Source organism: Azospirillum brasilense (genome assembly GCF_007827815.1).
GTDB lineage: Bacteria > Pseudomonadota > Alphaproteobacteria > Azospirillales > Azospirillaceae > Azospirillum > Azospirillum brasilense_C.
Genome location: NZ_VITH01000007.1, coordinates 301,407 through 313,633 on the forward strand (window position 1 = coordinate 301,407; position 12,227 = coordinate 313,633).

Sequence of the window (12,227 nt, forward strand, 5' to 3'; positions counted from 1 at the left end):
TGGATTTGGAGCGGAGACACGCCCCCATGCTGCGCCTTTACGACAACCTGTCTTCCGGAAACGGCTACAAGTGCCGGCTTCTGCTGCACAAGCTGGGCATCGCCTATGAACGGATCGAGCTGGACATCGACCGGGCGGAGACCCGCACACCGGAATTCCTGGCCCGCAATCCGAACGGCCGCATTCCGACGCTGCAATTGGAAGACGGCAGCCATCTGCCGGAATCCAACGCCATCCTCTGGTATCTGGCGGAGGGCACGCCTTACCTGCCCGACGACCGGGAGGGACGCGCGCGGGTCCTGCAATGGATGTTCTTCGAGCAGTACAGCCACGAACCGAACGTCGCGACGGTGCGCTTCTGGATCACGCACCATGTGGAGATGACGGAGGAGCGCAAGCTGGGGCTGGTGACCAAGCGCCGGCTCGGCTACGACGCGCTGGGCGTCATGGAGGGGCATCTGGCGGAGCGCCGCTTTTTCGTGGGCGATCGCTTCAGCATCGCCGACATCGCGCTCTATGCCTACACGCATGTGGCGGAGGAGGGTGGGTTCGACCTGTCCGGCTATCCGGCGGTGCGCACATGGATGGAGCGTGTGGCGGCGGAAGGGCCGCACATCCCGATCACCCAGGGCTAGACGGTCAGATCAGCACCACCGCGGCGATCATCGCCACAATCACCGCATAGAAGACGATGCGGCGAAGCCGCCGCGAGAGCGGCGGCTTGTTGTCGTTCGCGGCGGGCTGGCCCTGACGGACCCGCCGCGCCGGAACGATGAACGCAGCCGGGCTGCGGGCGGCTCCGTCGGAGCCGCCCGTCCCGATGTGTGCTGTCGGCCGGTTAGCCACGCTCGGCCAGCGGGATGAAGTCCCGCTTGGTCGCACCGGTGTAGAGCTGACGCGGACGGCCGATCTTCTGGACCGGGTCCTCGATCATCTCCTTCCACTGGGAGATCCAGCCGACGGTGCGCGCCACGGCGAACAGCACGGTGAACATGCTGGTCGGGAAGCCCATCGCCTTCAGGATGATGCCCGAGTAGAAGTCGACGTTCGGGTACAGCTTCTTCTCGACGAAGTACGGGTCCTCGAGGGCGATCTTCTCCAGCTCCATCGCGATGTCGAGGAGCGGCTCGTCCTTGATGCCCAGTTCGGCCAGAACCTCATGGCAGGTCTTGCGCATGACCTGGGCGCGCGGGTCGTAGTTCTTGTAGACCCGGTGGCCGAAGCCCATCAGGCGGAAGTTGTCGTTCTTGTCCTTGGCGCGGCGGACGATCTCCGGGATGCGATCGACCGAGCCGATCTCCTCCAGCATCTTCAGCACGGCCTCGTTGGCGCCGCCATGGGCCGGACCCCACAGCGAGGCGATGCCGGCGGCGATGCAGGCGAACGGGTTGGCGCCCGACGAACCGGCCAGACGGACGGTCGAGGTCGAGGCGTTCTGCTCGTGGTCGGCGTGCAGGATGAAGATCTTGTCCATGGCCTTGGACAGGACCGGGTTGACCTTGTACGGCTCGCACGGCGTGCCGAAGGTCATGTAGAGGAAGTTCTCGGCGTAGGACAGGTCGTTGCGCGGGTACATGAACGGCTGGCCGACCGAGTACTTGTAGGCCATCGCGGCGATCGCCGGGATCTTGGCGATCAGGCGGTGCGCGGCGATCTTGCGCTGCACCGGGTCCTCGATGTCCGTCGAGTCGTGGTAGAAGGCCGACAGCGCGCCGACCACGCCGCAGAGAACCGCCATCGGGTGGGCGTCGCGGCGGAAGCCGCTGTAGAAGCGGGTCAGCTGCTCGTGCACCATCGAGTGGCCGCGCAGGATGCCCTCGAACTCTTCCTTCTCGGCGGCGTTCGGCAGGTGGTTGTTGAGGAGGAGGAAGCAGACCTCCGGGAAGGTCGCGTGCTCGGCGAGGTCGTCGATGGCGTAACCGCGGTGCAGCAGGATACCCTCATCACCGTCGATGTAGGTGATCTTGGACTCGCAGCTGCCCGTCGAAGTGAAACCCGGATCGTAGGTGAAACAACCGGTCTCGGCGTAGAGCTTGCGGATGTCGATCACGTCCGGACCCGTGCTTCCCTTCATCACGGGCAGGCTGACCTGCTTGCCAGTCCGGTTGTCGATCAGGGTGAAGGTATCGGCCTTGTCCGCGGTTTGGGTCATCTCGGCACGTCCTTATCTTTAGGGTTGGGGCTTAACGCCCTTTTCGAATGCGCGCAGCATAGTTCTATGCCGGGCGGATATCAACGCACGGAAGTTATCCCCGTGCTGCAGTTGCGGCATCCTTCATCCGGGCCAGCGTTTCCGCGCGGCCGAGGATCTCGGCCACCTCAAAGATGGGCGGCGACACGGTGGAACCGGTGAGCGCGGCGCGCAGCGGCTGGGCGATCTTGCCCAGCTTCTCGCCCCGCTCCTCGGCGAAGGCGCGGACCAGACCCTCCAGCGCGGCGGCGGTGAAGTCGGCCTCCGCCTCGAAGCGGGCGGCAAGGTCGGTCAGGACGCCGCGGCCCTTCTCGTCCAACAGCGCCGCGGCCTTCTCGTCCATCGCCAGCGGACGCGCGGCGAGGTAGAAGCGGGCGCTCTGGGCGAGATCGACCACGGTGCGGGCGCGCTGCTTCAGCCCGTTCATGGCGCGGGTCAGCAGGTCGCGTTCCGACTCGGTCAGCGCGCGGCCAAGCTCGGCCTCCAGCCGCGGGGCGGCCAGACCCACGAGGCGGGCGTCGTCGGCCTGCCGCATGTAATGGGCGTTCAGGTTCTCCAGCTTGGCGAAATCGAAGCGCGAGGGGGAGCGCCCGATGCCCTCCAGGTTGAACCACTCCACGGCCTGTTCGGTCGAGATGATCTCGTCGTCGCCGTGTCCCCAGCCGAGCCGCAGCAGGTAGTTGCGGATCGCCTCCGGCAGGTAACCCATGTCGCGGTAGGCGTCGACGCCGAGCGCGCCGTGGCGCTTCGACAGCTTCGCGCCGTCCGGACCGTGGATCAGCGGGATGTGGCCGAACTCCGGCAGGTCCCAGCCCATGGCGTTGAAGATCTGGATCTGGCGGAAGGTGTTGGTCAGATGGTCGTCGCCGCGGATGACGTGGGTCACGCCCATGTCGTGGTCGTCCACCACCACCGCCAGCAGATAGGTCGGGGTGCCGTCGGCGCGCAGCAGGATCAGGTCGTCGAGCTGGGCGTTCTGCACCGTCACCTCGCCCTGGACGCGGTCCTTCAGGACCGTTTCGCCCTCCTGCGGCGCTTTCAGGCGGATCACCGGCTTCACGCCCGCCGGCGCCTCCGACGGGTCGCGGTCGCGCCAGCGCCCGTCGTAGCGCACCGGCTGGCCGGCGGCCTTCTGGGCGGCGCGCATCTCCTCCAGCTCCTCGGGGCTCGCGTAGCAGTAATAGGCGCGGCCGGCGGCCAGCATCTGCTGCGCCACCTCGGCGTGGCGGTCCTTGCGGGCGAACTGGCTGACCGCGTCGCCGTCCCAGTCGAGGCCGAGCCAGGACAGACCGTCGAGGATGGCGTCCACCGCGGCGTCCGTCGAGCGCTGGCGGTCGGTGTCCTCGATGCGCAGCAGGTACGTGCCGCCGTTGCGGCGGGCGTACAGCCAGTTGAACAGCGCGGTGCGGGCACCGCCGATGTGGAGAAAGCCGGTGGGCGACGGGGCGAAACGGGTGACGACGGTCATGGGTGGCTCAATTCCAGGTTCGGCGCTGCTACAGTGCTGCGGCCGCCGCGCTGTGGCTGCTGCGGTGCGACTGCGGTGGTGCGGTGGTGTAACACATTAACGGCGCCGGAGGCATTTGCCTTGCGCGCATAGGCGACAGTATGGCCCACGGGGTTGAAGAGGGCGTAGCCGGAGGTTTGGCGGCGGAGGAGGGCGATGCCGCCCCTGTCCGTCGCGGCGTCGGCGCGCGCCTTTCCACGGCGGCGGTGGAGTGTCTCGCCGCGGAGCGGGAGCGCTGGGCGCTGTGGCTGCCGGTGGGGACCGGGGCGGGCGTGGCGCTGTATTTCGGCCTGCCCGCCGAGCCGCCGCTCTGGCTGGGGCCGGGCGCGGCGGTCGGTTGTCTGCCTCTGCTCTGGCTGGCGCGGCGGCGTCTGGCGCCGGTGGTTCTGCTGCTGGCGCTGTTGAGCGTCGCTCTGGGCTTCGCCGCGGCGCAACTCCACAGCGTGGCGGCGATGGCGCCGATGCTGACGCGCGAGCTTGGGCCGGTGCAGGTCACCGGGCGGGTGCTGGCGGTCGAGCGGCAGCCCACCGGCACGCGGCTGATGATCGGGGAGCCGACGGTGGAGCGGCTGGCCCCGGAGGCGACGCCGGAGCGGGTCCGCCTGCATCTGCCGGCCAAGGTGGCACCGCCGGAGGCCGGGACGGTGGTCCGGCTGCGCGCCATGCTCCACCCGCCGGCCGCTCCGGCGGAGCCGGGGGCCTTCGACCTGCAGCGGCGCGCCTATTTCGAGGGCTTCGGCGCGGTCGGCTTCGTCATGGGCGCCCCCGTCGCTCAGGAGGCGCCGCCGCCCAGTGGCTGGCGCCGGGTGACCGTGGCCTTCGAGCGCGCGCGCGCCGCCATCGCCGAGCGGGTGCGCGCCATCGTGGCCGACTCCGCGGAGGCCAGCGTCACCGCCGCCTTGCTGAACGGCGACGCGGCGGCGATTCCCGAACCGATGATGGACGCCTTCCGCGACAGCGGTCTGGCGCATCTCCTGTCCATTTCAGGCCTGCATGTGGGCATCGCCGCGGGCATCGTCTTCTGGGTGGTGCGGGCGTTGTTGGCGCTGGTTCCCTGGATCGCGCTGCGCTGGCCGATCAAGAAGATCGCGGCGCTGGCCGGCATCCTGTCGGCGATCCTCTACACGCTGCTGGTGGGGGCGCCACTGCCGACGCTGCGGTCGGTGCTGATGACCGGCCTCGTCATGGGAGCGGTGATCGCCGACCGGTCGCCGATCAGCATGCGTCTGGTCGCCTTTGCCGGCATCGTCACCGTCCTCTACGACCCGGAGGGGATGCTGGGGCCGAGCTTCCAGATGTCCTTCGCGGCGGTCGTCGCCCTGATCGCCGCCTTCGAACGTTTCACGCCCTGGGCGGTGAGCCGGCGGCGCGAGATGGGCTGGCTCGGCAAGGGGGTGATGGCGCTGGGCGGAATCGTCTTTTCCAGCGTGGTGGCGACGGTCGCGACGACGCCCTACGGGCTCTACCATTTCCAACAGGTCGCCTTTTACGGCGTGCTGTCCAACATGGTGGCGATCCCCATCACGACGGTGTGGATCATGCCCTTCAGCCTGCTGTCCTACCTGCTGCTGCCCTTCGGGCTGGAGGGGCCGGCGGTGACGGCGATGAGCTGGGGCGTCCGGCTGGTCATCGAGACGGCGGAGCGGACCGCCGCGCTGCCCGGAGCGACGGCGTTCCTTCCAGCCATGCCGGACGCGGCCATCGCCGCCATCACATCGGGCGGGCTGTGGCTGGCCATCTGGACAAGGCGCTGGCGCTGGTTGGGGGTGGTCGCGGTGGTGGGCGGGCTGGTTGCTCCGGCCGTCGCGCTGCGACCCGACATCCTGGTGTCGGAGGACGGAAAACTGATGGCCGTGCGCGGTGCTGAGGGGATTCTCAGCCTGTCCACCGCCAGCGACGGTCGGGTCGCCAACACGTGGAGGCGGCGCGACGGCATGGAGAAGCCGGAGGAGACGGCCGGTCAGGATGTCTGGCCGCTTGCCGGGGTCAGCCTGGACGGGCGGCTGCGCTGCGACGCTCTGGGATGCCTGTACCGCGCGCAGGGAAAGACCGTGGCGCTGCTGCGCCAGCCGGACGCCTTGCCCGAGGATTGCGCGGTGGCCGATGCGGTGGTGATCGCGAGCCCGTCGCGCGGGTGCCGGGCGCCGCTGGTCATCGACCGTTGGCGCCTGCGTCGGGAGGGCGCGCAAGCCCTTTACCTGTCGAACAAGGGCATCCGGGTCGAGAGCGTGCGCAACCAGCGCGGCGACCGCCCTTGGACAATGGGGGGAAAGCTGCCCGATAAAAAGACCGGGGCGCGCTGAACCGTCGCCCCGGAGCATCCTGCCGTCAGTACTTGCGCACCAGACCGACGAGGCGGCCCTGCACCCGGACGCGGTCGGCGCCGAAGATGCGGGTTTCGTAGGCGGCGTTGGCGGGTTCAAGCGCCACGGTGTTGCCCTTGCGGCGCAGGCGCTTCAGCGTGACCTCGGCGTCATCGACCAGGGCGACGACGATCGAGCCGTTGTCCGCGCTGTCGCAACGCTGGATGACCACCGTGTCATGGTCGAGGATGCCGGCCTCCACCATCGAATCGCCGGCGACCTCCAGCGCGTAGTGGTCACCCATGCCGAGCATGGCGGCGGGAATGTCCACGAAGGCTGACGCGTCGCGCAGCGCCTCGATCGGCGTGCCGGCGGCGATGCGGCCGTAGAGCGGAAGCTGCACCGACTCCGACGCCGGGTTCGCCTCCCGCCCCGCGAAGCTGAAGTCGCCCTTGATGACGTTGGGCTGGAACTTGGCGCGCGGCGGCCGCGGGCGGGCGGTCTCCAGCCCCTCCGGCAGACGCAGCACCTCCAGCGCGCGGGCGCGGTGGGGCAGGCGGCGGATGAAGCCGCGCTCCTCCAATCCGGTGATCAGGCGGTGGATGCCCGACTTGGACTTCAGGTTGAGAGCGTCCTTCATTTCGTCGAAGGAAGGGGACACACCGCCCTGCCCGAGCCGCTCGTTGATGAAAAGCAGCAATTCATGCTGCTTGCGCGTGAGCATTTGTGCCTCCCGGCCGGTTCCGCACTAGATATGGAACAAAAGCAAAACGTTCCATCTTGTTCTAGTTTGGTTCTTAACCCCCGTCAAGCCCTACGGACGAAATCAACCGCAAATCGACGGACAGGACTCCCGAAAGGATCGTCACCGGGTTGGCGGGTGCGGAAGGGATTAAAGCGACAGCACACCGCCACTCAGCGGGATCACCGTCACGCGGTCGCCCGCAGTGGCGGCAGGGTCCTGCGGCTCGCGGACGATCAGGGCGTCGGCCTGGGCCAGCCGGGACATCATCGCGCTGTCCTGGCGGGGGAAGGGGGTGGCGATCGGTTCGCCGACCGGTCCGGTGGACAGCGTGGCGCGCAGGAAGTCGGTGCGGTCGTCGTTCGCCTTCAGCGGCGCGCCGAGCCGGGCCGTGAGCGTGGCGTTCTCGGCGGGCAGTCCCTGGAGACGGCGGAGGACAGGCACCAGGAACAGCAGGGCGGCCACGCCCGTGGACACCGGGTTGCCGGGCAGGCCGAGCAGCGGCACGCCGTTCGCCGTCCCGAAAACCAACGGTTTGCCGGGCTTCATGGCGACCCGGTGGAAGTCGAGCGATAGCCCGCCCAGCACGTTGCGCACATGATCGTGTTCGCCTTGCGAGGCGCCGCCCGTGGTCACCAGCAGGTCGCAGCCCGCCGCCCCGGCGGCCATGGCGGCGAGATGCTCCGGATCGTCCTTGGCCACGCCGAGATTGTGGGCGAGGCCGCCTTGGCTGGCGACCAGCGCGCAGAGGCCGAGCGCGTTGGAGCTGACGATCTGGCTCGGCCCCAGCGGATCGCCGGGCAGGGCGATCTCGTCTCCGGTGGCGAGCACGGCGACCCGCGGGCGGCGGTGGACGCGCAGCCAGGGCAGGTTGGCCGCCGCGGCCAGGGCGACGTCGCGGGCGGTGAGCAGGCGCCCCTTGGGAAGGACATCCTCCCCCGCGGTGAAGTCCAGGCCGGCGGGGCGGATGAAGCGCCCGGTGGGCATGGCCCGACCGACATGCACGCGGTCGCCGGAGTCCTCGCAATCCTCCTGCATCACAACGGCGTCGGCCCCGGCGGGCAGGGGAGCGCCGGTGAAGATGCGCACGGCCTCGCCAGCGCCGAGCGATCCGGCGAAGGCGTGGCCGGCGGCGGACTCGCCGATGCGGCGCAGGGTGACCGGCGACTCCGCCGACGCCTGAACGATGTCGGCGGCGCGGACGGCCCAGCCGTCCATGGCGGCGGCGGCGAAGGGCGGCTGGGTCAGGCGGGCGACCGCGGGCTCCGCCAGGACGCGTCCCAGCGCGTCGGGCAGGGCCACCGTTTCCGCCGGCAGGGCGGTGAAGGCGGCGAGGATGCGGGCGCGGGCTTCGCTGACCTGCAGCATCAGACCGCGCTCCCCCAGTCGCCGCTCTTGCCGCCGGCCTTGTGCAGCAGCTTCACCTCGGTGATGGTCATGCCGCGGTCCACCGCCTTGCACATGTCGTAGACGGTCAGCGCCGCGACCGACACGGCGGTCAGCGCCTCCATCTCCACGCCCGTCTGGCCCCTCAGCTTGCAGGTGGCGGTGATGTCCACGGCGTTGCGCTCGGGATCGCAGGTCAGGTCGACCTTGACCGAGGTCAGCATCAGCGGGTGGCACAGCGGGATCAGGTCCGGCGTGCGCTTGGCCCCCATGATGCCGGCCAGCCGGGCCACCGACAGGACATCGCCCTTCTTGACGCCGCCCTGGAGGATGAGCGCCAACGTTTCCGGCTGCATCAGCACGGAGCCGCGGGCGGTCGCCGAGCGCTCCGTGTCGGCCTTGCCGGACACGTCCACCATGACCGCGCGGCCTTCGGCGTCGAAATGGGTGAAGCCGCTTGCGGGCTGGTCGGTCATAGGGGTTTCTCCATGAACAGGCTCAGCGGGTCCGGACCGTAGGGGCCGAACGGGCCGCGGTCGGCGAAGCCCTGCTTGCGGTAGAGGGCGATGGCTTCGTCCTGATAGACGCCGGTTTCCAACAACAACGCCGACAGACCGGCGGCGCGCGCCTCGTCCTCGATGCGCTCCAGAAGGCGGCGACCGATCTGGCCGCCGCGCGCGGTCGGCTGGACGAACATCCGCTTGACCTCGCCATAGCCGCCGTCGGCGTCGATGCGCATGGCGCCGCAGCCGACCACGGTTCCCGACCGCCGGGCGACCAGGAAACGGATGTCCGGCTTCGCCAGCGATTGCAGGTCGAGCAGATGGTTGCTCTCGGCCGGGTAGAGGTCACCCAGATAGCGGTCCAGCTCTTCGATGAGCTGGACCACCTCGTCCTGGAGCGGGCTTTCACGGGCAATGGTCACGTTCGGCACGGCGTCGTTCCTCCCCATTGCTTTTTATTTGGTGTCAGGCGAGCAGGGCGCGGGTGGCCGCGCTCACATCCTCCTGCCGCATCAGCGATTCACCGACCAGGAAACAACGCGCGCCGACCGCCGCCATGCGCGACAGGTCCGCCGGGCTGTAGAGTCCGCTTTCGGCGACCAGCATCCGGTCGGCGGGCACATGGGCCGCCAGTTCCTCGGTCGTGGCGATGTCCACCGCCAGGGTCTTGAGGTTCCGGTTGTTCACGCCCAGAAGCGGGGTCTTCAGCGCCAGCGCGCGGTCCAGCTCCTCGCGGTTGTGCACCTCGACCAGCACGTCGAGGCCCCAGGCGATGGCGGTTTCCTCGATCTCGGCCGCCTGCGCGTCGCTCAGCGCGGCCATGATGATCAGGATGCAGTCGGCGCCCAGCGCGCGGGATTCGGCGATCTGGTAGGGATCGACCATGAAGTCCTTGCGCAGCACCGGCAGGTCCACCGCGGCGCGGGCGGCCAGCAGATAATCGTCGCAGCCCTGGAAATAGGGCTCGTCGGTCAGCACCGACAGGCAGGTGGCGCCGCCCTCGCGGTAGGCGCGGGCCAGCGACGGCGGGTCGAAATCCGGGCGGATCAGGCCCTTGGACGGGCTGGCCTTCTTGATCTCGGCGATCAGGCCGTAGCGGCCGCCGTCGACCGTGCGGCGCAGCGCACGGATGAAGCCGCGCGCCGGGTCGGCGGCGCGGGCGGCATCCTCCACCGCGGACAGCGGGCGGGCGGACTTGCGGGCTTGGACCAGCGCGCGCTTGTCGTCGCAGATGCGGGTCAGGACGTCGCTCATGGCGCGGCAACCGGTTCGTTGGTGATGGACGAATTGGTGATGGAGACGAGGTGCTGGAGCACGGCGCGGGCGCCGCCGCTGTCGATGGCGTGGCGGGCCTGCTCGACACCCTCCTTCAGGTCGCCGGCCTTGCCCGCCACATGGAGCGCTGCGGCGGCGTTCAGCAGCACGATGTCGCGATAGGCGCCCTGCGCCCCGTCGAACAGCGCGCGGATGGCCTCGGCGTTCACATGGGCGTCGCCGCCCTTCAGCAGCTCCGGCCGGGCGCGGAAGATGCCGGCCTGCTCCGGTTCGATCTCGAACACCGTGACCTCGCCGTCCTTCAACTGGGCGACGGTGGTCGGGCCGGTGGTGGTGATCTCGTCCAGCCCGTCGGAGCCATGGACCACCCAGGCGGCCTCCGACCCCAGACGCTTCAGAACATGGGCCAGCGGCTCCACCCACTGCCTGGCGTAGACGCCGAGAAGCTGGCGCTTGGCGCTGGCCGGGTTGGACAGCGGGCCGAGCAGGTTGAAGATGGTGCGGGTGCCCAGCTCGACGCGGGTCGGGCCGACGTTGCGCATGGCGAGGTGGTGGCGCGGCGCCATCAGGAAGCCGATGCGGGCGTCCCACAGGGCCTTGCGCACCAGACCCATGTCGCAGTCCAGGTTGACGCCCAGCGCGCCCAGCACGTCGGCGGCGCCCGACTTGGACGACATGGCGCGGTTGCCGTGCTTGGCCACCGGCACGCCGCAGGCCGCGATGACCACCGCGGCGGCGGTGGAGATGTTGTAGGTGCCCGAGCCGTCGCCGCCGGTGCCGCAGGTGTCGATGGTGCCGTCCGGTGCCTCCACCGGGATCGCCTTGGCGCGCATGACGCGGGCGGCGCCGGTGATCTCATCCACCGTCTCGCCGCGCACGCGCAGCGCCATCAGGAAGCCGCCCATCTGCGACGGGGTGGCGTTGCCCGACATGATGATGTCGAAGGCCAGCGAGGCCTCCGCTTCGTTCAGGGCATTGCCGGCGGCGACCTTGGCGAGGATCGCCTTCATGTCGGTCAGGTCGCCGTGCGGCGCGGACGGCGTGCTCATGCGGCGGTCTCCAGCCGGCGGGTCGTGTTCAGGAAGTTTTCCAGGATCTTGTGCCCGTGCTCGCTCTCGATGCTTTCCGGGTGGAACTGCACGCCGTGGATCGGCAGCTCGCGGTGGGACAGCGCCATGATCAGGCCGTCCTCCGTCTCGCCGGTGACCTCCAGGCAGGCGGGCAGGGTGGCGCGTTCGACGATCAGCGAGTGGTAGCGGGTGGCCCGGAAGGGCGAGGGCAGGTCCTTCAGGACGCCGCGCCCCTGGTGGAACATGCGGTCGACCTTGCCGTGCATCGGCACCGGCGCGCGCAGCACCGTCCCGCCGAAGGCCTGCCCGATGGCCTGATGGCCCAGGCACACGCCCATCAGCGGAACGCCGGTCTTGGCGGCGGCGTCGATCAGCGGCAGACAGATGCCCGCCTTGTCCGGGTCGCAGGGGCCGGGCGACAGCACGATCCCTTCGGGGCGGAGCGCCATGGCCTCCTCCACCGTCAGGCTGTCGTTGCGGCGGACGTCCAGTTCGGCGCCCAGTTCGCCCAGGTAATGGACGAGGTTGTAGGTGAAGCTGTCGTAATTATCGATGAGCAGCAGCATGGGGCGCCCCCGGCATCCTTCCGGCCTGTCGTCCCGGAATCGCGTTCCGGCCTCGTTCCGAGGCGGGTACCCTAGCGGCTGAAGCGGTGGATTTCCAGCCCGTCCGAGCTTCGATCCGGTGGAGTGTCAGCGGCAGAGGAATTGGGGCGGCGCCGCGGGCCTGTCCAGGATCACGCCGCGTGCGTCGGTCTCCTCGGTGATCTGGCAGCGCCGCACGGTGCGCGGCAGGTCCATGGCCAGCGTGGCCTGCGTCCCGGTGTAGCGGCAGATCAGGAAGACGTTGCCGCGCCGGGCGGCGGGGAAGTCCCATTGCCGGACCTCCGAGCGGCCCCGCCGCAGGCTGCGGTCCGGCTCCAGCGCCGGCGGGGCGGCGGCCAGGGACGGAGAAGCCATCTGCGCCACCCGGTCGCCCTCGACCAGCGCGGCGCCGGCGAAGGCGTGCTGGTCCTTCGCCGGGTAGGGCGACCAGCCGCCGGGCGCCTCCGGCTGGGCCTGCACGTTCAGGCTGGGCGGGCAGCGGACCTCCTCGGCGAAGGCCGGGGGCGCGATGGCGGCGACGAGGACCGCCAGGAGGGGGAGGGCGCGGAGCATGGCGGTCACAGCATAGTCCCAGCCGGCGGGCACCTCCACCCCGCTCCGCTGTTGCAGGGACGGTGCGGGGGTGCCACCTTGCGCGCAAACCGG

The 12,227-nt window shown here is 69.8% G+C and carries 13 protein-coding genes; 2 read left to right on the forward strand and 11 right to left on the reverse strand.

Going from position 1 to position 12,227, the window contains the following annotated elements:
* Window positions 1-26: 26 nt before the first annotated feature.
* Window positions 27-635 carry a glutathione S-transferase family protein gene (locus tag FBZ83_RS16605; protein ID WP_145685109.1) on the forward strand — a complete coding sequence of 203 codons (609 nt, stop codon included), beginning with the start codon at window positions 27-29 and terminating at the stop codon, window positions 633-635.
* Between the two features lie 4 nt (window positions 636-639).
* Here the strand turns inward: FBZ83_RS16605 and FBZ83_RS16610 are convergent, their stop codons facing one another.
* The 3 genes from FBZ83_RS16610 to gltX all read right to left on the reverse strand — a co-directional run bounded on the left by FBZ83_RS16610 (window position 640) and on the right by gltX (window position 3,659).
* On the reverse strand, window positions 640-846 hold the full coding sequence (locus tag FBZ83_RS16610; RefSeq protein WP_014240168.1) for a hypothetical protein: 207 nt from the start codon (window positions 844-846) through the stop codon (window positions 640-642).
* Entirely contained in the window at window positions 839-2,152 is a 1,314-nt protein-coding gene (gltA, locus tag FBZ83_RS16615) for a citrate synthase (RefSeq protein WP_059398731.1), read from the reverse strand. The genes FBZ83_RS16610 and gltA overlap by 8 nt, the downstream gene beginning before the upstream one ends.
* 94 nt (window positions 2,153-2,246) lie before the next feature.
* On the reverse strand, window positions 2,247-3,659 hold the full coding sequence (gltX, locus tag FBZ83_RS16620; protein WP_137102777.1) for a glutamate--tRNA ligase: 1,413 nt from the start codon (window positions 3,657-3,659) through the stop codon (window positions 2,247-2,249).
* Window positions 3,660-3,799: 140 nt separating this feature from the next.
* Here gltX and FBZ83_RS16625 point away from each other — a divergent pair, with 140 nt between their 5' ends.
* A complete protein-coding gene (locus FBZ83_RS16625; RefSeq protein ID WP_145685115.1) occupies window positions 3,800-6,001 on the forward strand; it encodes a ComEC/Rec2 family competence protein in 2,202 nt (733 codons plus the stop codon).
* Between the two features lie 25 nt (window positions 6,002-6,026).
* Here FBZ83_RS16625 and lexA read toward each other — a convergent pair whose 3' ends face one another.
* From lexA to FBZ83_RS16665, 8 genes are all read right to left on the reverse strand, one after another.
* A complete protein-coding gene (gene lexA, locus FBZ83_RS16630; RefSeq protein ID WP_145678203.1) occupies window positions 6,027-6,725 on the reverse strand; it encodes a transcriptional repressor LexA in 699 nt (232 codons plus the stop codon).
* Between the two features lie 168 nt (window positions 6,726-6,893).
* A complete protein-coding gene (locus FBZ83_RS16635; RefSeq protein WP_145685122.1) occupies window positions 6,894-8,111 on the reverse strand; it encodes a molybdopterin molybdotransferase MoeA in 1,218 nt (405 codons plus the stop codon).
* The gene (moaC, locus tag FBZ83_RS16640; protein ID WP_145685130.1) at window positions 8,111-8,605 is read right to left on the reverse strand and encodes a cyclic pyranopterin monophosphate synthase MoaC; all 495 of its coding nucleotides are present in this window, start codon (window positions 8,603-8,605) and stop codon (window positions 8,111-8,113) included. Before moaC ends, FBZ83_RS16635 begins: the two co-directional genes overlap by 1 nt.
* The gene (locus tag FBZ83_RS16645) at window positions 8,602-9,063 is read right to left on the reverse strand and encodes a GNAT family N-acetyltransferase (RefSeq protein ID WP_145685140.1); all 462 of its coding nucleotides are present in this window, start codon (window positions 9,061-9,063) and stop codon (window positions 8,602-8,604) included. The genes moaC and FBZ83_RS16645 overlap by 4 nt, the downstream gene beginning before the upstream one ends.
* Window positions 9,064-9,097: 34 nt before the next feature.
* Entirely contained in the window at window positions 9,098-9,886 is a 789-nt protein-coding gene (trpC, locus tag FBZ83_RS16650; protein WP_145685149.1) for an indole-3-glycerol phosphate synthase TrpC, read from the reverse strand.
* Complete coding sequence (trpD, locus tag FBZ83_RS16655; RefSeq protein ID WP_145685157.1) at window positions 9,883-10,956, reverse strand: anthranilate phosphoribosyltransferase; 1,074 nt, start codon at window positions 10,954-10,956, stop codon at window positions 9,883-9,885. Before trpD ends, trpC begins: the two co-directional genes overlap by 4 nt.
* Window positions 10,953-11,543 (reverse strand): anthranilate synthase component II, encoded by a 591-nt coding sequence (locus FBZ83_RS16660; RefSeq protein WP_145685164.1) that lies wholly within the window; start codon window positions 11,541-11,543, stop codon window positions 10,953-10,955. The genes trpD and FBZ83_RS16660 overlap by 4 nt, the downstream gene beginning before the upstream one ends.
* Window positions 11,544-11,669: 126 nt before the next feature.
* A complete protein-coding gene (locus FBZ83_RS16665; RefSeq protein WP_145686053.1) occupies window positions 11,670-12,134 on the reverse strand; it encodes an STY0301 family protein in 465 nt (154 codons plus the stop codon).
* Window positions 12,135-12,227: the final 93 nt, after the last annotated feature.